The 18497-nt window shown below is 67.1% G+C and carries 16 protein-coding genes, 1 tRNA gene and 1 pseudogene; 7 read left to right on the forward strand and 11 right to left on the reverse strand.

What is annotated here, in order from left to right; all coding sequences use genetic code 11:
* Nucleotides 1-247 precede the first annotated feature (247 nt).
* Nucleotides 248-379, reverse strand: coding sequence for a hypothetical protein (locus tag B840_RS13935; protein ID WP_268236848.1), 132 nt, complete (start codon nucleotides 377-379; stop codon nucleotides 248-250).
* Nucleotides 380-631: 252 nt separating this feature from the next.
* Here B840_RS13935 and B840_RS01025 point away from each other — a divergent pair, with 252 nt between their 5' ends.
* Complete coding sequence (locus B840_RS01025; protein ID WP_042620584.1) at nucleotides 632-1744, forward strand: mannosyltransferase family protein; 1113 nt, start codon at nucleotides 632-634, stop codon at nucleotides 1742-1744.
* Nucleotides 1745-2360: 616 nt separating this feature from the next.
* On the opposite strand, the pseudogene B840_RS01030 reads toward B840_RS01025, so the two are convergent.
* Nucleotides 2361-3188, reverse strand: a pseudogene (locus B840_RS01030) (DMT family transporter); the annotation flags it as partial.
* Nucleotides 3189-3327: 139 nt separating this feature from the next.
* Between B840_RS01030 and B840_RS01035 the strand changes: the two are divergent.
* Together B840_RS01035 and B840_RS01040 are read left to right on the forward strand one after the other, a co-directional pair.
* Entirely contained in the window at nucleotides 3328-4593 is a 1266-nt protein-coding gene (locus B840_RS01035) for an aspartate kinase (RefSeq protein ID WP_042620585.1), read from the forward strand.
* 30 nt (nucleotides 4594-4623) lie between these two features.
* The gene (locus tag B840_RS01040; protein WP_042620586.1) at nucleotides 4624-5655 is read left to right on the forward strand and encodes an aspartate-semialdehyde dehydrogenase; all 1032 of its coding nucleotides are present in this window, start codon (nucleotides 4624-4626) and stop codon (nucleotides 5653-5655) included.
* 65 nt (nucleotides 5656-5720) lie between these two features.
* Here B840_RS01040 and B840_RS01045 read toward each other — a convergent pair whose 3' ends face one another.
* Nucleotides 5721-6284, reverse strand: a complete 564-nt coding sequence (locus B840_RS01045; protein ID WP_042622410.1) for an RNA polymerase sigma factor — start codon at nucleotides 6282-6284, stop codon at nucleotides 5721-5723.
* Nucleotides 6285-6431: 147 nt separating this feature from the next.
* Between B840_RS01045 and B840_RS01050 the strand changes: the two genes are divergently transcribed.
* Both B840_RS01050 and B840_RS01055 read left to right on the forward strand, forming a co-directional pair.
* Nucleotides 6432-7979 (forward strand): catalase, encoded by a 1548-nt coding sequence (locus B840_RS01050; protein ID WP_042620587.1) that lies wholly within the window; start codon nucleotides 6432-6434, stop codon nucleotides 7977-7979.
* A gap of 169 nt (nucleotides 7980-8148) precedes the next feature.
* Nucleotides 8149-8871, forward strand: coding sequence for an Ltp family lipoprotein (locus B840_RS01055; protein ID WP_052491033.1), 723 nt, complete (start codon nucleotides 8149-8151; stop codon nucleotides 8869-8871).
* Between the two features lies 1 nt (nucleotide 8872).
* Here B840_RS01055 and B840_RS01060 read toward each other — a convergent pair whose 3' ends face one another.
* Genes B840_RS01060 through B840_RS01085 form a run of 6 tightly spaced genes read right to left on the reverse strand, consistent with a single transcriptional unit; the run spans nucleotide 8873 to nucleotide 14729 of the window.
* Nucleotides 8873-9217 (reverse strand): Na+/H+ antiporter subunit G, encoded by a 345-nt coding sequence (locus tag B840_RS01060; protein WP_042620588.1) that lies wholly within the window; start codon nucleotides 9215-9217, stop codon nucleotides 8873-8875.
* A 2-nt stretch (nucleotides 9218-9219) separates the two neighbouring features.
* Nucleotides 9220-9450 carry a cation:proton antiporter gene (locus B840_RS01065; protein WP_042622412.1) on the reverse strand — a complete coding sequence of 77 codons (231 nt, stop codon included), beginning with the start codon at nucleotides 9448-9450 and terminating at the stop codon, nucleotides 9220-9222.
* Nucleotides 9451-9488: 38 nt separating this feature from the next.
* Nucleotides 9489-9908, reverse strand: coding sequence for a monovalent cation/H+ antiporter subunit E (locus tag B840_RS01070; RefSeq protein ID WP_042620589.1), 420 nt, complete (start codon nucleotides 9906-9908; stop codon nucleotides 9489-9491).
* Between the two features lies 1 nt (nucleotide 9909).
* Nucleotides 9910-11433: a monovalent cation/H+ antiporter subunit D family protein gene (locus B840_RS01075; protein WP_042620590.1), complete on the reverse strand. Its 1524-nt coding sequence runs from the start codon at nucleotides 11431-11433 to the stop codon at nucleotides 9910-9912.
* Nucleotides 11434-11817: a cation:proton antiporter subunit C gene (locus B840_RS01080; RefSeq protein WP_042620591.1), complete on the reverse strand. Its 384-nt coding sequence runs from the start codon at nucleotides 11815-11817 to the stop codon at nucleotides 11434-11436. It lies immediately after the preceding gene.
* Entirely contained in the window at nucleotides 11814-14729 is a 2916-nt protein-coding gene (locus B840_RS01085; protein ID WP_042620592.1) for a DUF4040 family protein, read from the reverse strand. Before B840_RS01085 ends, B840_RS01080 begins: the two co-directional genes overlap by 4 nt.
* A 130-nt stretch (nucleotides 14730-14859) precedes the next feature.
* Between B840_RS01085 and B840_RS01090 the strand changes: the two genes are divergently transcribed.
* Nucleotides 14860-16272 (forward strand): hypothetical protein, encoded by a 1413-nt coding sequence (locus B840_RS01090; RefSeq protein ID WP_042620593.1) that lies wholly within the window; start codon nucleotides 14860-14862, stop codon nucleotides 16270-16272.
* A gap of 56 nt (nucleotides 16273-16328) precedes the next feature.
* Nucleotides 16329-17318, forward strand: a complete 990-nt coding sequence (locus B840_RS01095) for an alpha/beta fold hydrolase (protein ID WP_042620594.1) — start codon at nucleotides 16329-16331, stop codon at nucleotides 17316-17318.
* A 159-nt stretch (nucleotides 17319-17477) separates the two neighbouring features.
* On the opposite strand, the gene B840_RS01100 is transcribed toward B840_RS01095, so the two are convergent.
* Nucleotides 17478-17554, reverse strand: a tRNA-Pro gene (locus B840_RS01100).
* Nucleotides 17555-17617: 63 nt separating this feature from the next.
* Nucleotides 17618-18496, reverse strand: coding sequence for a metallophosphoesterase (locus B840_RS01105; RefSeq protein ID WP_042622413.1), 879 nt, complete (start codon nucleotides 18494-18496; stop codon nucleotides 17618-17620).
* Between the last annotated feature and the right edge of the window lies 1 nt (nucleotide 18497).

The raw sequence follows: 18497 nt of genomic DNA on the forward strand, positions 1-18497 counted from the left end.
GAAGAAATCCCAGGCGAACACGAACGGGCTGGAGAGCCAGGTACCGATTTCTGCGGAGCCGTGGAGCATGATTCTTGTCCTTTCGGGTGATGGATGAACCAGGCCTTATTTTAGCCTCCGGGGCAACGGGTGGCCAGGGTCCGGAAAAATTCAGGGCCCCGGCCCGGCAGCAGAAAACCCCGCCCGGGCCGGATGAACGGCTCGGGCGGGGTGGTCAGACTCGAGAAGTGCTCGAGCTGAGGGGTTCCTACTCGGAGGAGCCGGAGGACAGCAGGCCCTCGAAGGCGCCGAAGATGCCCTTGACGAACGCGATGACGCCGTCGAAGAGGCCCGCGGAGGTGGAGGACAGGGCGGTGAAGAAGGTCTCGATGGACTCCATGGTGGTGCCTTTTAGTTGAATGGTTGAACTGGCATCCACCTTAGTCAGGAATGTCTCAGAACAGCAACATTTAGATAAATTATTTGACTGTGGGGCCTCCTGGGTGGGCGTCGAGAATCGGGCGGCCAGCCGGGCGGAATCGACGAGAAGAAATCTTCGATGAGCAGCGTGAACGGCAAAGGAGTGAAACTGAGCGTGAGATCTCCTTGTGGTCGGGGTGGCGGCACGCCCGTTCGTAGTTAGGATGACGCGGTGACCACCCGTGATTCCAGGCTGCGCCTGCTTGTCGACGCCGCATTCATCTTCCTCGTCGGCGCCGCCTTCCGCATCGCCGCACTGGCCGTCCTCGCCCGGGCGAACAATGATTCGCTGGGCGGCCTGCTGAACAAGTGGGACTCGGATTATTACCTGGGCATCGCGGAGGCCGGCTACTTTGCCGCGGACCTGAACACGGACGTTCCCGTCCACCACCGGACGCTGGCCTTCTTCCCCGGATTCCCGGCGCTGGTCCGGTTGGTTCACGAGGTGACCCGGCTGGACGTCGTCACGGCCGCGGCCACGGTCAACGTGGTGGCCGGCGTTGCCATGACCGCCGGCGCTATGTCGATCGCCTGGCGCATGGGGGCAGGCCGGGCGGGCCAGATTGGGGCGGGCGTCCTGGTGTCCTCGGCGCCGATGTCCATCACGTACTCCATGCCGTACTCGGAGGCGCTGTTCGGGGCGCTGGCGTTCTGGTCGATCGTGTCGCTCATGGACCGCCGGTGGGGCCTCGCGGCCGGCTTGATCTTCCTGCTCGGCTTCACCCGGTTGACCGCGGTGGCGATGATCGGGGTGTTCGGTCTGGTGCTGCTCCTGCAGGCCCGCCGGGACCGGCGTGCCTGGGCTTGCCTGGCGCTGACCCCGTGGTCCCTGCTGGGCTACCTCGCCTGGGCGAGCTGGCACACGCGCGATGAGGGAGGGTATTTCGGAATCCAGGAGGCGGGCTGGCACTCAGGCTTCGATTTCGGCGCGGCGACGGTGCGTTGGGTGTGGGAGGTCCTCACCACCAGCGCCGAGGGCGGCTACCTGCTCAGCGTCGGCGTGATGGCGGCGGCCGTCGTGGCGCTGGTGGCTGCATGGGGACGCACCCCGCTGGAGGTGTGGTGGTTCTCGGCCGCCATCCTGGCCACCGTCCTGCTCTCCGACGGCATCATGCACTCCCGCCCCCGCCTGCTCCTGCCGGCGGTGATCCTGCTGCTGCCGTGGGTGCTCCGGGCCGCGGAGAGGCTCCCCCGGGGTTGGCAGCTGGGCGCCGCCGCCGGGTGGGTGGTGTTCGGGGCGTGGTTCTCGGCGTACATGCTCGCCGTATTCGAGTGGGCGATCTGAACCGGTTCTGGCCAACTTGGCGCGAGATTCCCCCCGCAATGGGGTGGTTTCCGGGGAATGTAGTTGCGCCCGACGTGCGCCTTCCGCTTCAAGTTGTATTGAAGCCACAATCAGTTAACGAAGAGCCTCACACTGTCCGAGCGCCTCTGATTTTCCGGGGATAAGTCTCATATTTCGCCGGGAGATCTCGATAGAACGGACGGAAACAGGCACTGCTTCTGGTCTCTGGGGATTGTCTGGCGCGGTTTCGATCCATATCGCGTCCTTCTGGCTCGCCCAGATTGATGACCTGGACAGCCAGGAGAAAACCGTGGCCCATCGCAACCCCCTCGGGGTCGCGTGGGGCCGTACAGCCCCCGGTGTCTCGGGTGCGCTCCCGCAGGAACGGGCAGTAACCATGGACAACCGCAACGCCGACACCTTGGAGAGGAGATAGACCATGCTCTTTCTTCCGCTTCCCATCGTGATCGAGAACTTCCAGTTCGCCGGATCGTCCCTGCTCGACTTCTTCGTCGGCAGCTCCATCTGGCTGTACGACATCGTCGCTGGCACCGGCAGCTCCATGACGGAACTGTTCACCGTGACCTCCTCCTGATCGGAGGTCACCCGCAGACACCACCGTCGCGGCGACCATGGCGAGGAACGCCAGCGCCATGAACAACCAGCCGGTCACCGTCGACACCTGGAACTTCTCGCCCAGAACGAGGTAACCCAGGGAAAACGCGACGATGGGTTCAGAGATCGTCATGGCGGGCAGGGAGTTCTTCAGCGCGCCGGCGTTGAAGGAGTACTGCTGGACGATGGTGCCCAGGGTGGCGCCGAGGATGAGGGCGTAGGTCTCCCAGTTGGTGATGATCGCCCACACCCCGCCGTAGATGAAGATGTCCACGAACGCCTTGCTCAGCACGGCGACGTAACCGAAGAGGGCGCCGGTGACGATGCCCAGGAGCAGCGCTTTTTCCCGGCGGATCTGCTTCTGCGCCACCCGTTCCAGGGTGATGAGCACCACGGCGCCGACAGCCAGCGTCGGCAGCCAGCGTTCCAGCGGGGGCTGCGGATCGCCAGGCAGGGGTCGGCCGAGCATGACCAGCACGGTGACGCCGATGGTGAGAGTACCCGCCCAGAACATCTCGTGGGCGGAGATACGGCGGCCGTCGTACTTCGCGGCCAGCGGCAGCGTGAACATCAGGGACAGGACGAGCACGGGCTGCACAACCAGCAGGGTGCCGAAGCCCAAGGCGACTACCTGCAGCCCGTAGCCGAGCAGGGCGGTGCCGGTGCCGGCCCACCACAGGGGGCGGCTGATGGCATTCCAGAACGGGGAGCCTCTGAGGGAACCGTCCGCGGGGGCCTCCTCCGCGATGCGGTGGCGCACCACGGTTCCCCACGCGATGGTGAGGGCGGAGGCCAGTGCGAAGAGCACGGCCAGCAGATTGCTGTGCACGCGCTCAACCTTAGTGAAACTGAGCCTTTGCGCAGGATCAGACGCCCGTGGACACCTGCGACTCAAATGCTGCCCGAGCGGGGTTGACAGGTACGATAGGGCAGAACTTTGTGCACCCTAGACGAAAGGCGACCTGCCGGTGGCTCTGATCGTTCAGAAATATGGAGGCTCCTCCCTGGAGAGCGCGGAACGTATCCGCGCCGTGGCGGAGCGGATCGTGGCCACCAAGAAGGCAGGCAACGACGTCGTGGTCGTCTGCTCCGCAATGGGTGACACCACCGACGAGCTGCTGGACCTGGCGTCCCAGGTCAACCCGGTCCCGCCGGCCCGCGAGATGGACATGCTGCTCACCGCCGGTGAGCGCATCTCCAACGCGCTGGTCGCCATGGCGATTGAGTCCCTCGGAGCGGAGGCGCAGTCCTTCACCGGTTCGCAGGCGGGCGTGCTGACCACCGAGCGGCACGGCAACGCGCGCATCATCGACGTCACCCCGGGCCGCGTGCGGGAGGCCCTCGACGAGGGCAAGATCTGCATCGTCGCCGGTTTCCAGGGTGTGAACAAGGACACCCGTGACGTGACCACCCTGGGCAGGGGTGGCTCGGACACCACCGCGGTGGCCCTGGCGGCGGCGCTGGACGCTGACGTCTGCGAGATCTACTCGGACGTCGACGGCGTCTACACCGCCGACCCGCGCATCGTGCCCAACGCCCAGAAGCTGGAGAAGCTCTCCTTCGAGGAGATGCTCGAGCTGGCGGCCGTCGGTTCGAAGATTCTGGTCCTGCGCGCGGTGGAGTACGCGCGTGCGTTCAATGTTCCCCTGCGAGTTCGCTCGTCTTACAGCAATGATCCCGGCACCCTGGTGGCCGGTTCGATGGAGGATATCCCCGTGGAAGAAGCAGTTCTCACTGGCGTAGCTACCGACAAGTCCGAGGCCAAGGTCACCATCCTGGGCATCCCCGACAAGCCGGGCGAGGCGGCCACCGTGTTCCGCGCCGTCGCCGACGCCGAGATCAACATCGACATGGTGCTGCAGAACGTCTCCTCCGTGGAGCACGGCACCACCGACATCACCTTCACCTGCCCGCGTTCCGACGGACCCCGTGCCATGGAGCTGCTGAAGAAGATGCAGGCCAAGCACGGCTGGTCCAACGTGCTCTACGACGATCAGGTGGGCAAGGTCTCCCTGGTCGGCGCGGGCATGAAGTCCCACCCGGGCGTCACCGCCGACTTCGCCGAGGCGCTCCGTGACGCCGGTGTGAACATCGAGCTCATCTCCACCTCGGAGATCCGCATCTCCGTCCTCATCCGCGAGGCCGACCTCGACGATGCCGCCCGCGCCCTGCACGAGAAGTTCGAACTCGGCGGCGATGCCGAGGCGACCGTCTACGCCGGCACCGGCCGCTAGATCCCCATTCCTGAAGGAGAAATAACAGCCATGACCACTCTTGCTGTCGTAGGTGCCACCGGCCAGGTCGGCCGCGTCATGCGTTCCATCCTCGAGGAGCGCAACTTCCCCGCGGACAAGGTCCGCTTCTTCGCGTCCCCGCGTTCCGCCGGTTCCGTCCTGGAGTTCCGCGGCGAGGACATCACCGTGGAGGACCTCACGCAGGTCACTCCCGAGTCCATCGCGGACGTCGACATCGCCCTCTTCTCCGCCGGCGGCTCCACCTCCCGCGAGTGGGCCCCCGTGTTCGCCGCGGCCGGCGCCACCGTCATCGACAACTCCTCCGCCTGGCGCAAGGATGAGGATGTCCCGCTGGTCGTCTCCGAGGTCAACGGCGCGGAGGCGAAGACCCCGTCCAAGGGCATCGTCGCCAACCCGAACTGCACCACCATGGCCGCGATGCCGGTGCTCAAGCCGCTTCACGACGCCGCCGGCCTCATCCGCCTCCACATCTCCTCCTACCAGGCGGTCTCCGGCTCCGGTCTGGCCGGCGTGGAGACCTTGGCCAAGCAGACCGCCGAGGTCGGCGACGACAACGTCAAGCTGGTCCACGACGGTTCCGTCGAATCCCCGGCGGACTTCGGTCCCTACGTCGCCCCGATCGCATACAACGCTCTGCCCATGGCCGGTGCGCTTGTTGACGACGGCTCCAACGAGACCGACGAGGAGCAGAAGCTGCGCAACGAGTCCCGCAAGATCCTCGGCATCCCGGGCCTCAAGGTCGCCGGCACCTGCGTCCGTGTGCCCGTCTTCACCGGCCACACCCTGACCATCCATGCGGAGTTCGACCGTCCCATCACCGCCGATGAGGCCACCGCTCTGCTTGCCGACGCCCCCGGCGTCGAGCTCGTCGACGTCCCCACTCCGCTGGACGCCGCCGGCAAGGACGTCTCCCTGGTCGGCCGCATCCGCCAGGATCAGTCTGTCGACGACAACAAGGGCCTCGTGCTCGTCGTCTCGGGTGACAACCTGCGCAAGGGCGCCGCGCTGAACACCGTGCAGATCGCCGAGCTGCTGGTGTAGCTCGCTCCCCGGCTCACACCACCCCCGGCTTTGAGTCCGAGGGGTGGTTTTTCGTTCCCCGGTTGCTATTCTTCCCCAGAATTCGCTGCGGTCGCCTCGATGAGGTCCTTCCGTGCTCGCGCCACCCGGGAGCGGATGGTGCCGATGCGCACGTCGGCGATCTTCGCGGCCTCCTCGTAGGTGTAGCCGAGGACCTGGGTGAGGATAAGGGCCTCGCGGCGTTCGACGGGGAGGGCGTCGATGAGGGCGCGGGCGTCGATCCAGTCGGACCAGGAGGAGGCGTTGGCACCCGCGACGGGGGTCGTGGCGGCGGCGTCCTCGTACTCGGTGATGGATTTCCGGGGGCGGGCCATGTCGTGGCGGATGTTGTCCACCCATACCCGTCGGGCGAGGGAAAGCAGCCACGTGCGGGCTGAGGAGCGGGCGGCGAAGCGGGGGAGCGCACCCATGACTCGGAGGTAGGTCTCCTGCGTGAGGTCGTCGGCGGTGTCGCGGCCGCCCAGGTGGGCGAGGAGCCGCCACACGTCGTCCTGGGTGGCCCGGATGAACTCCGTGAGTGCCTGGCGGTCACCGCGGCCAGCGCGAAGGGCCAGGTCGGTGACGCGGGCGTCGTCACGAGCGGAGTGCATGGTCACGGTCAAAGACGTTACCAGTGCAATCTGCGGGATCTTCCCTGCGCGACTAGGTTGGGGTTGCGCGGGTCACAAAATGGACCTAAGCTATCAATTATTCGCCTCTGATAGGCGAGATGGATTATGAATCAGAAAGAGGAGCCCATGAACGACCAGAACTCCGCCGCAGACAACATCCTCGACCGTGGCAAGCGCCCCGCCGCCACCGGCCAGACCACCCGCCACAACGGCGCGCCGGTGGCCTCCGAGAACATCTCCGTCACGGCCGGCCCGCAGGGCCCGAATGTCCTCAACGACATTCACCTGATCGAGAAGCTCGCCCACTTCAACCGCGAGAACGTCCCGGAGCGCATCCCCCACGCCAAGGGCCACGGCGCCTTCGGCGAGCTGCACATCACCGAGGACGTCTCGCAGTACACCAAGGCGAAGCTCTTCCAGAAGGGCACCGTGACCCCCATGGGCGTGCGTTTCTCCACCGTCGCCGGCGAGAAGGGCTCCCCGGACACCTGGCGCGACGTCCACGGCTTCGCCCTCCGCTTCTTCACTGAGGACGGCAACTACGACATCGTGGGCAACAACACCCCGGTGTTCTTCATCCGTGACGGCATCAAGTTCGCCGACTTCATCCACTCCCAGAAGCGCCTCCACGGCAGCGCGCTGCGCGATGCTGACATGCAGTGGGATTTCTGGACCCGAACACCCGAATCCGCCCACCAGGTGACCTACCTCATGGGCGACCGCGGCACCCCGACGACCACCCGCCACATGAACGGCTACGGTTCCCACACCTTCCAGTGGCTCAACGAGGCCGGCGAGGCATTCTGGGTGAAGTACCACTTCATCTCCCGCCAGGGCGTGGAGAACTTCACCAACGCGGAGGCCACGGAGATGGCCGGCAAGAACGCCGACCACCACCGGCAGGACCTCTACGAGTCCATCGAGCGCGGCGACTACCCGATCTGGGACGTCAAGGTCCAGATCATGCCCGTCGCCGAGGCGGAGGAGTACCGCTGGAACCCCTTCGACCTGACCAAGGTCTGGTCCAAGAAGGACTACCCGCGCATCGACGTCGGCCACTTCGTCCTCAACCGCAACCCGCGCAACCACTTCGCCCAGATCGAGCAGATCGCCCTCGATCCCTCGAACCTGGTGCCCGGCGTCGGCTTCTCCCCGGACCGCATGCTGCAGGCGCGTATCTTCGCCTACTCCGACCAGCAGCGCTACCGGATCGGGCCGAACTACCGCGACCTGCCCATCAACCAGCCCGTCAACCCGGTCAACACCTACAGCAACCGTGGCCCGATGGCGTACTTCTTCGATGACGCAGACCAGCCGACCTACACCCCGAACCGCTACAGCAAGGGTGCCGGCTACCTGGACAACGGTTCGGACTCCTCCTCCGGCCAGTCCTACGGCAACGCCACCGACCTGTACGTGAACCCGGACCCGCACGGCACGGACCTGACCCGTTCCGCTTACGTCCGGCACCCCGAGGACGGGGACTTCGTCCAGGCCGGCATCCTCTACCGCGACGTCTACGATGACGCGGCCAAAGAGCGCCTGGCGGACAACATCACCGACGCCATGCAGGGCGTCTCCCCTGAGGTGGAGGAGCGTGTCTACTGGTACTGGACCCAGGTGGACGAGAACCTGGGTCAGCGCGTGAAGGAGCTCTTCGCAGAGAAGAAGTAGGTTTCTCCATCACCTGAATCGCCCCGCCGCGCCGAAAGGTGCGGCGGGGCGATTGCTTGTCGACGCCCCGCGTCTCAGACGATCCGGAACGTTTGTTCGGTCAACTGGATGGCAGTGTCTGGCGGGCAGCGCATGATGGGGCCAGATCCCGTGCCCCAAGGAGGCCCTCATGTTCACTCCCACCCGCACCGCGCTGCTCGTCGGTGCCGTCGCACTTTCGCTGACCGCCTGTTCGCCTGCTGAGACGGAGACCGTGGTGGTCACCGAGACGGTGACGGCGGTGGCAGCGGAGTCCAGCACGGCGTCGTCGACGAAGGACTCGGCTCCGGAGACCGTCACCTCCACAGCGGTCGCTGAAGCCCGGGAACCCCAGAAGCGTGAAACGACAACGCGGGAGACCAGCACCCGTGAGACCAGCACCCGCGAGACCTCCACCCAGGTGGCTGCCAGCGCTGCAGATGACGGAGTGCCGTCCCAGTACAGTGCCGCGCTCAGCGTCGCGTCCGATTACCTCGATTACTCCGCCTTCTCCAAGCAGGGCCTCTACGACCAGCTGATCTTTGAGCAGTTCACTCCGGACGCGGCACAGTACGGCGTGGACAATGTGCAGGCCGACTGGTCGGCGAACGCCCTACGGACCGCCAACGACTACGTCGAATACTCCGGATTCTCGAAGCAGGGCCTTTACGACCAACTCATCTACGAGGAGTACACCGCAGAGCAGGCGCAATACGGTGTGGACAACCTGCAGACGGACTGGAACGCCAACGCACTGCGGACAGCGCGCGAGTACCAGTCCTTTTCTCCGATGTCCGAGGCGGGCCTCTACGACCAGCTGATCTACGAGGGCTACACCCCCGACCAGGCCGCCTACGCCATCGCCAACCTCTGACTCAGGCACCCGGCTGGTAGGCGCGGTCCTCGGCGTGCTTCTTGTCCACGACGGTGACGCCGTAGATGGACCTGCCGATGTAGTAGGAGCCGACCGCGCCGACGATCCATACCCCGGCGATGGCCAGGATCGCCCGGATGAAGTTGTTCAGGTCGAAGCCGGTGGTGGACCAGTCGATGATGAGTTTGCTGAGCAGGAGCAGGGGTACGCCGACGCCCACGACGGGGCCGATGAGGTTGGCGCGGGTGAGCGCATCGGGGGCCCGCCACATAGCTACGGCGGTGGCCACGACCATGACGGTGGCCAGGATGACGATGGCGGAGACGACAATTTCGACGATGCTCATGGCTACCTGCGTCCCTTCGAGATGATGCGGGCCATCGACAGGGTGGGCAGTACGCCGCCGGCGATAGCCGCGAGGAGGGCCACCTCGTAGCCGATGGAGGTCGGATTGGTCAGCGTCCAGGTCAGGAAGATCGCGATCATGGTGTAGAAGACCAGGTCGCTCAGGACGGCCTTCGTCAGGACGTCGGAGGTGCGCAGCACCAGTACCAGGCCGGAGACCAGGCAGGCCGTCATGATGGCGATGCAGACCGCGAGGATCCACTCGAAGGGGGTCACCGGTTCTTTTCCTTCCGGTCGGTGGGGTAGGCGTAGAAACGGGGGTCGAGTTCCACTGCGGAGCCCTGGCCCGGGACGCCGTGGTCGATGGAGCGGACGTGGGGGGCCATGCGGGCCTCCATGTCCGCCAGGCCTTCGACCACTTCCGTGGGGTCGGAACCGAAGGCGGCCTGGACCAGCAGGATGCGGGGGTCACCGGGCACGGTGGGTTCGCGCAGGCCCAGCGAGAGGGTGGAGGGGGTGGCGGTGATGGAGGTGGTGAACCAGAAGATCTGCCACTCGCTGGTCACCCGCAGCGGGTAGCGGACGACGACCGGGTCGTATCCGGCGTCGGGCCGGAATCCGGCCCAGGCGACCTGGAAACCGGCGACGAAGATCTCCTTGATCCACCAGGGAATGTACAGGAACAGGTGCATGTCAGCGGCCTCCCTGGAGGTCGGTCATGTCGGGGACTCCCACCGGATCGTCCCCGAGGACGGCCGATGCGTAGCCTTCGGTGTCGAGGAGTCCGCCGGTGGCGGTGAGGGTGGCGTCGATGAGCGGGCCGGCGAAGAGGAACATGGCCACGGAACCCGCGATGAGCAGGGCGGACGGCGCGACCAGATGTTTCGCCACGCGAAGATTGGAGGGGTAGCGCTGCATGGGCTGGCCCCAGAAGACCTCGCGCCACACGCGCAGCATGCTCAGCAGGGCGCCGACGGAGGCGACCACGATGACCGCGATGACCAGCCACGACCACCAGTTCGCGGCGCGGGCGATTTCGAAGACGATGAGAATCTTGCCCCACATGCCGGAGAACGGCGGGAAGCCGACGAGGGAGAACGCTCCGGCGGCGAAGAGGGCGGCCACCAGCGGATCACGGCGGGCCAGGCCGGAGAGCTGCGAGAGCAGGCCGGTGGCGTAGGTCTCCTCGATCGCGCCGGAGGTGAGGATGAGCGCCGCGACGGTGACCATATGGTGCAGGGTATAGAGCAGGCCAGCGGCGAGGGCACGCTGCGGGTCATCGGCGGTGAAGGCCAGCATGACCAGGATGAAGGGCATGCCGTTGATCATCTGGTAGCCCAGGACGCGGCGGATGGAGTTCTCGGCCAGGCCGGCGAAGGCGCCGATGACCATGGAGACGAGCATGAGGGCGATGATCAGCCAGTTCCATCGGTCCTCGAGGTCGAAGATGTTGACGTAGATCCGGAAGAGCATGTACACCGCGACCTTGGTGTGCAGCCCGGAGAACAGGCCCATCACGGCCGCGGAGGTGCCCGGGTAGGTGCGGGGCAACCAGGTGTGGGCGGGGAAGACGCCGGCCTTCGCGCCGATGGCGATGATGACCAGACCCATCGCCACGACCGCCGGGCCGTTGCCCGCTGCCGCCCCCTGCAGTGCCGCGATGTTCACGGAGCCGGTCACACCGTAGAGCACGCCGACGCCGATGAGCAGCAGGGTGGAGGCGGCCAGGTTGACCAGCACGAAGGTGCGGCCCCCGGCCAGTCTGGCCCAGGTGCCGGACATGGCGATCAGGCCGTAGGAGGGCAGCAGCATGACCTCGATGAACACGAAGAAGTTGAACAGGTCCGCGGTGAGGAGCGCGCCGTTGACGCCCGTGATCAGGATGAGCGTGAGGGAGGCGTAGTAGCGCGAGACCGTCTCGCCGGAGATGGTGGCGAACCAGTTGGCGGTTGCCGCGATGATCATCGTGGTGATGATCATGATCGCGGAGAACGTGTCCGCCGCAAAGGGAATCGCCACGCCGCCGACGTACAGTCCCACGTTGTGGGCGATCGTGCCGTTGTCCGCGGTGTGGGCGAACAGCCAGCCACCGGCGAGGACGCCCGCGACGGGAACGCCGATGTGCAGGATGTCGCGTGCCCGGCGCCAGGGCAGCAGCACCGCGACGGCCGCCGCGAACAGCGGGACCGCGGCGAAAAGGGGGAGTGTCCAGTCCATCTAGATTTCTCCGTTGCTTCTCGACGCCGCCCGGCCCAGCGTCTCCACCGGGTCGGCGCCGATGTTGTCGTCGGCGGGCTCGGGGATGTCGGTGTCATCGTCGTGGCCCAGGGCCGCGAGGGTGAGCAGGATGGTGGTGGTGGCCATGGCGATGACGATGGCCGTCAGGACGAAGGCCTGGGGGAGGGGATCGGCGGCGTCGGCCAGGGGGGTGCGGTCGGGGAAGGGTTCTCCACGCCAGGCGCCCACGCCGCCGGCGAGCAGCGTCAGGTTCCCGGCATGGCCCAGCAGGGACATGCCGAACACGATGCGCACCATCCCACGCTGCTGGATGAGGAACACCGAACCGGTGACCAGGACGGCGATGGTCAGTGCGAGGATCATCGGTTCGTCTCCCTGTCTGTCTCGTTGAGCACCGACAGCGGTGCGGAGGCCGGGTTGATGGGTGCCGGGTACGGGTCCGCGGAGCCCTCATCGACGGTGACCTGCGGGGTGACGGGCAACGGGCCCGCCTGGGCGCGGGCCCAGTCGAGGTCGTTGAGGTCCACGCCGGGGCGCAGGTATCCGCCCAGGGCGTTGATGGCCATCGTGAGCATGCCCAGCACCGCGAGGTAGATGCCCAGGTCGAAGATGAGCGAGGTGGTCATGTGCTGGCCGAGGATGTAACCGTGGATGGCGTAGAGGAAGGAACCCTCCAGCAGACCGAGGAACCCGGCGCCCACGGCTGTCATGATGCCGATTCCGGTCAGCCAGATCGGGGTGGACTCCCGGAAGACGATCGAGTCCTGGCCCCTGGACAGGTACCCCAGGCCGATGGCGGCGCCCATGATCAGGGCCGCGACGAAACCGCCGCCCGGGTCCTGGTGGCCGCGCATGAACACCAGCACGCTGAGGACAGCCAGCACCGGGATGACCAGGACGATGACCTTGCGCATGGGAATCGAGTTGAGCTGCGACTGGCCGAACGGCGCCGGGCGGGTGCCGTCCTTGAAGGGGTGTCGCGGCATGGACTTGGCCACCGCGGCGATGACGATGGCCGCCATACCCAGGACCGAAAGCTCACCGAGGGTATCCAGTGCCCGGAACTCCACCAGGATGGTGGCCACGACGTTCTGTCCGCTGGTGATCTCGGGGGCCTCGGTGAGGTACCACATGGCCAGCTCGGAACGCTCGCGGCGGCCCAGCAGGGCGTGGACGCCGGTGAAGGCCACGGCGCCGGCCAACAAGGCGATGATCAGGGCTCCGATCTGCCGCCTGCCGGACTTCACCTTCGGGAACAGGTTGGGCTGGTAGCGCAGGACCATCATGATGACGATGACCGTGAGTGCCTCGACCGTCAGCTGCGTCAGCGCCACGTCCGGTGCGCCCAGCAGCATCATCTGCAGGCTCATGCCCACGCCGACGGTGCCCAGGAGCACGGCGGCCGTCAGTCGCGAGTTGGTCACGGCCAAGCCGACGACGGAAACGGCGATGATCAGCAGCGGGATCAGGTCCCACGGATTGTCCAGCCCGGGAGTGCGCGGTGCGGGGGTGATGCCGTCCACTCCCGGGGTGAACCAGGTGGCCACGCCGAGGACGATGACGCTTAGCACCAGCGGCAGCAGGTGGCGGGAGGGGTTGAGAGTGTTGGCCATCGCGCCCAGCGCGCGCCCGAGGAGCGTGGCGCCGTGGACGAGGGCGGAGAGCAGCTCGTTGCCGGAGGCGGGGGCGAGCTTCCGGCCCTCGAGCAGCGGCCAGATCCGTTTGCGTGCGACGACCCCGAGCGTGCCGACGACCAGCACCGCCACGGAGATGAGCAGCGGGACGTTGACGCCGTGCCACAGTGCCAGGTGCGATTCGTGCGTGGCGCCGACGGAGGCGACGACGGCCTCGACGGGGGCGTCGAAAAGCGGGAGCATGAACGCCAGGGGCAGGGAGAGCACGCCCGGCAGGGCGGCGGGCAGCCAGAGCCGCACCGGGGCCTCCTTCACCCCCGACATGTCCCGGGGGCCGTCGAAGAACGCCCCGAAGACGATCTTCGCGGAGTAGGTGAACGTGAGCACGGCGCCGATCGCCGCGACGAAGAGGAGCAGGCCGGCGGCGGGTGCGTCCTGGAAGGCGCTGAGCATGCCCTCCTTGGAGACGAATCCCAGCAGGGGCGGCACCGCGGCCATCGACGCCGCGCCCACGACCACCGCACCGAAGGTCCACGGCATCCGGTTCCACAGCGGGCCCAGGCGGCGGATGTCGCGGGAACCGGCCTGATGGTCGATCACACCGATGAGCATGAACAGGGAGGACTTGAACAGAGCGTGCGCCGCGGTGTGCACCACGGCCGCGGCGAGGGCGTAGGGCGTGCCGACACCGATGGTGGCGACGATCCAGCCCAGGTGCGAGACCGTCGAGTACGCCGTGAGCTGCTTGAGATCCGTCTTCTGCACGGCGAACAGGGCCGACATCACGGCCGTGGTCATACCGACGATGATGAGCAGGGCGTTCCACACCGCCACGTCGTGGAAGACCGTGGAGAAGCGCAGCAGCAGGTAGATGCCGGCCTTGACCACCGCCGCGGCGTGCAGGAACGCGGACACCGGGGTGGCCGCCGCCATCGCCTCCGGCAGCCAGAAGTGGAAGGGCAGCTGCGCCGACTTGGTGAACGCGGAGACCGCCACCAGCACCGCCACCGGAACTGTCAGCTCAGGTCGCTGCGACCAGAAATCGCTGGCCAGGATCTCCTGCAGGTTGGTGGTGCCTGCCGCGGTGGCCGCGATGGACACCGCCGCCAGCAGAGTCAGTCCGCCGATGAACGTGAGGATGAGGGTGCGGACCGAACCGGCCTCGCCCCCGGAGCCCGAACGTGCGATGAGCATGAAGGACGCCAGCGAGACGAGCTCCCACGCCAGGAAGAGCATCACCACATCGTCGGCCAGCACCAGCAGCAGGATCGACAGCGTGAAGGCGGTCATGATGGTGTAGAAGCTGGTGTTGCCCTGGCGTCTGGGCAGGTAGGCGGCCGAGTAGATGAACACCACCGCGCCGATCACGAGCGCCAGCAACGCGAAGAACAGCCCCAGCGCGTCGCCCCGCAGCGAGAATGTCACGTCCATCCCCGGCGCGACCACGTCCGTGACCCACACCCGGGAGAACTCCAGCGGACGACCGTCCGACACGCCGGGAAGCTCCCTGGCCAGGAGCACAGCCCCTGCCAGGAACAGGGCCGCCAGGGGCCAGCCGGCATTTCGATCGAAAAGTCGCACCGCGAGTGGGGCCGCTACAACCGCCAGCGCCGCGAGCGAAATGACAAGTATCAGTGTCACGGTGGGGTACCACGCTCAATCAGCTCGGGGACATGTGGGAATCACATAGAATCCCGAATGACGTTACCAGTCACACATTACGGTGCGCCTACCACATCTCCACCCGGCCGGAGCAGTACTTTCTTAAGGCATGAGCCTGCCCACCACCCGCACCCGCCACTGGGTCACGGCGATACTCCTCCTCGTGCCGCTGATCGTCGGCACCATCGTCGCCGCGGCCACCCACCTCGACGCCGCCCGCAGCTGGAGCAGCGCAGAGGAGCCCGCCGCCGCCCCCGTCGCGGCCCACGGAACCGAGCTTGTCGACGCCCGCCGGGCCGCCGGCGAGGCCGGTGCCCAGGCTGGTTTCCTGGCCACCGGGACCGGGGAACTCGTGGACGGTGTCGCGGAGATGCGGGAGCAGGCCACGGTTCTGCCGGAACAGTTCGACGAGGCGGTCGTCGGTGCCCAGCAGCTCCATCAGGGGCTCGTGGAGCTCCAGGCCGGAGTGGGGCAGCTCGGCGGCGGGGCCACCGAGGTCGCCGACGGCGTGGGCGGGGCAGTCGACCAGGTCGTCGGCCTCGGCGCCATCCAGGGCCAGCTCATCGAAGCCATCGACCGTACGACCCGCGAACTCGACGGAGCTGAGGATCCCCGGCTCATCGAGGCCCGGACTCAGCTCCTCGACCTCCGGGGGCAGGTGGAGAACCTGCAGCTCAACGGAGCCGTCGCCGACCAGCTCCGCGCACTCAAGGACGGCTCCCGGGAGATCGCCAACCAGCTCAGCGTCCCCGGATACGCCTTCCACGACGGCGTCTACTCCGCCACCAAGGGCGCCCAGGACCTCTCCTACGGCCTCTCCCAGGCGCAGGGCGGCGTCGGTGAGGCAGTCGCCGGTGTCGGCACCCTCGACGAAGGCGCCCAGCGTATCGACGACATGGCCACCCGCACCCAGGACCGCATCGGTGCCGTCCAGCGTGCACTCCCCGTCACCCAGACCGCCGTCACGGAATCGACGGCCGGACCCGTCGCCGCGCTCACCCCGATGTACGCCCTGCTCATCGCCGCCCTGGTGATGCTCGGCGGAGCCTTCGCCGGAGCTACCCGCAACTGGTGGATCCTGCTGGGCGCCGTGCTAGGCCTCACCGGCCTGGGCGTGATGCTGCTGTGGTTGACCGCCACCGGTCTGACCGCCACCGTCGCGGCCTGGTCCGCCCTGGTCCTGGTGTTGGCAACGGTGGCCGCCGCCGTGGCTACCCGCGTCCTGCTCAGCCTGGCCGGCCCCGCCGCCGGCTGGATCGCCGCGGGCGTGCTCGGCCTGGCCCAGATCGGCCTGGTCGGCTGGGTGTGGAAGTCCCTGTCGGCCACCGACGTCGCCGGAGGGTGGCAGATCCTGGCCAACCTCTCCCCACTGAGCTGGGCCACCGCCGGCCTGACCACCCTGGGCAACGAAGGCTCGCCCCAGATCCTCTGGCTCGCCCTCGCCGTGCTGGGCGCCATGGCGGTGGCCGGGGTGTCTGGTGTGGCGCTGGGCGGGCGCCGGGCGGCCGCCGCCACGGCGTAAGTACCGCCGGAGTTGTTTAGGCTGGGGGCTGATCTTCGTCGGGATGGGAGCCTCACATGCGTGCGCTGTGGACGACCGGACTGTCAATCGTCGCCGCACTCGTCATCGTCGTGATCGTTGCGGCCGCCGCCATATACCTCTGGCCTCACCGGTCCCGGGAGCTGCAGAACGCCGATTCCGCATCCATGTCCTACGGTCAGGCCATGGAGGCGGTCCAGGAACAGCGGGTATCCGACGCCGCCCGCGGAGTAACCGTAGAATGCCGCAGCCGGGCGCTCACCCACGATGGCAAGACGGAAGGCGCCGACGTCTTCCTCCACGGGATCCGCGTCTGCCCGAGTCAATTCGATGGGCTGGCCCGGCACTTCTTCGAGGCCGGTTACAACGTGTATCTCCCGGTCGCCCCGGCGCACGGAACAGCGGACCCCAAAGCGCATGCCGAGGTGGAGGCCGGGGAACTCGTCGATTACGTCGATGAATCGATCACGACCGCCACGGGGCTGGGCGAGGATGTCGGCGTGGTCGGGCTCTCCGGAGGGGGACTGCTCGGGACGTGGGCGGCGCATCAGCGCCCCGAGGTGGAACGGCTGCTCGTTCTCTCCGGGTTCTATGAACCAGCGGCCTCGGAGGCCCCGAAATGGCAGCTGCCTCTGCTGAAGACCCTGTATGGGAAACATCTGGTCGCGGACTCCTTCAGCAACGGCGCCGACAGCGCGGACCCGGGTTTCTCCTATCGGGCCCTGGCGCAGTACCTCATCATCGGCGACAACCTCCGGACCGATCCGGAGTCCCCGGCGCTGAGGAGCGTGGCGACGGTGACCGCAGAAGACGACGCCCGTATCGACCACGAGTTGGCGGTGTCCATTCCCGGGACACTCGCCGAAGCGAATGGGCTCGAGCTGCTGGAAGCTGTCATCCCGGGGGAATGGGGGGTGGGCCATGAGGTCGTGAACACCTCCGTTCCCGGGGTGGCGGAGCATCGGGAGGAGCTCTTTCATCTTTACCTCGACCTGTATGCGGGCCGCCCGGCTGCAGGTCTTGCATGAGGCCCGTGTGCCCGCGTCGAGTTCAGGGGGAGGAGATCACCCCTGCTTTCGACCGCGTGGGCAGTCCTCTCCTCTCCCTGAACTCGACCGGGCGGAAGGGACGGAGGGGATGGCAGACGGAGACACCCCCTGACTGAAAACAGTCAGGGGGTGTCTCTGTGGTCGGGATAACAGGATTTGAACCTGCGACCTCCTCGTCCCGAACGAGGCGCGCTACCAAGCTGCGCCATATCCCGGCGTACCGCGTGGGTACCTGGAATACCATAGCCCACATTCTCGGTGGGGGACAAAACGCCAGTTCAGTCGGAGGTTTCCGTGATCCGCAGCAGGGTCGCGGAGGGGCGGCAGAACAGGCGGAACGGGACGAACCTGGAGGTGCCGAGGCCGTTGGAGACGTGCATCTTCATGGGGCCGAAGTCATGGAGTCCCTGGACGCGGGCGCGGTCAATACCGCAATTGGTCACGATGGCCCTCGAACCCGGCAGGCACAGCTGGCCGCCGTGGGTGTGGCCGGAGAGGGAGAGCTGGTAGCCGTCCTCCGCGAAGCGGGACAGGACCCGCGGTTCGGGGGAGTGGAGGAGGGCGAGGGAGAGGTCGGCGTCGGGGTTGGGCGGGCCGTCGATAAGCGGGTAGTCGTCGAGGGCATGGTGCGGATCATCGACGCCGGCGGCGGCGATGCGCACGGTGCCCACCTGGAACTCGACGCGCTTGTGGGTGGCGTCGTGCCAGCCGCGCTCGAGGAACGCCGCGCGCATGTCGCGCCAGGGGAGATCGACGTAGGAGGGCGCGTGCTTGCGGCCGAGCAGGTAGGAGAAGGGGTTGGGCAGCCGCGGGGCCCAGTAGTCGTTGGTGCCGAAGACGAACATGCCGGGGCGGGCCAGCAGCGGCCCGAGGGCGCGGAGGACGTCGGGGACGGCGCGCTCGTCGGAGAGGTTGTCGCCGGTGTTGACCACCAGGTCGGGGTTGAGGGAGTCCAGCGCGCTCACCCACGCGATCTTGGTGTCCTGGCCGGAGATCATGTGCAGGTCCGAGACGTGCAGCAGGCGGAACTCGGCCTTGCCGCGCAGCGTTCCCGGGGGAAGCAGCGGCACGGTGACGTCCTTGAGCTCGAACTTGTCCAGCTCGGAGTGTCCCCAGGCGGCGATTCCCGCGGCGGCCAGGGCGCTGACGCCGGCCAGG

Origin of the sequence: Corynebacterium marinum DSM 44953 (genome assembly GCF_000835165.1) — a bacterium.
Taxonomy (GTDB): domain Bacteria; phylum Actinomycetota; class Actinomycetes; order Mycobacteriales; family Mycobacteriaceae; genus Corynebacterium; species Corynebacterium marinum.

Coding starts and splice junctions, on each gene's coding strand:
- B840_RS13935 (WP_268236848.1), bottom strand. CDS start 379: ATGGAGTCCATCGAGACCTTCTTCACCGCCCTGTCCTCCACCTCCGCG.
- B840_RS01040 (WP_042620586.1), top strand. CDS start 4,624: ATGACCACTCTTGCTGTCGTAGGTGCCACCGGCCAGGTCGGCCGCGTC.
- B840_RS01045 (WP_042622410.1), bottom strand. CDS start 6,284: ATGCACTCCGCTCGTGACGACGCCCGCGTCACCGACCTGGCCCTTCGC.
- B840_RS01050 (WP_042620587.1), top strand. CDS start 6,432: ATGAACGACCAGAACTCCGCCGCAGACAACATCCTCGACCGTGGCAAG.
- B840_RS01055 (WP_052491033.1), top strand. CDS start 8,149: ATGTTCACTCCCACCCGCACCGCGCTGCTCGTCGGTGCCGTCGCACTT.
- B840_RS01060 (WP_042620588.1), bottom strand. CDS start 9,217: ATGAGCATCGTCGAAATTGTCGTCTCCGCCATCGTCATCCTGGCCACC.
- B840_RS01065 (WP_042622412.1), bottom strand. CDS start 9,450: ATGACGGCCTGCCTGGTCTCCGGCCTGGTACTGGTGCTGCGCACCTCC.
- B840_RS01070 (WP_042620589.1), bottom strand. CDS start 9,908: ATGCACCTGTTCCTGTACATTCCCTGGTGGATCAAGGAGATCTTCGTC.
- B840_RS01075 (WP_042620590.1), bottom strand. CDS start 11,433: ATGGACTGGACACTCCCCCTTTTCGCCGCGGTCCCGCTGTTCGCGGCG.
- B840_RS01080 (WP_042620591.1), bottom strand. CDS start 11,817: ATGATCCTCGCACTGACCATCGCCGTCCTGGTCACCGGTTCGGTGTTC.
- B840_RS01090 (WP_042620593.1), top strand. CDS start 14,860: ATGAGCCTGCCCACCACCCGCACCCGCCACTGGGTCACGGCGATACTC.
- B840_RS01095 (WP_042620594.1), top strand. CDS start 16,329: ATGCGTGCGCTGTGGACGACCGGACTGTCAATCGTCGCCGCACTCGTC.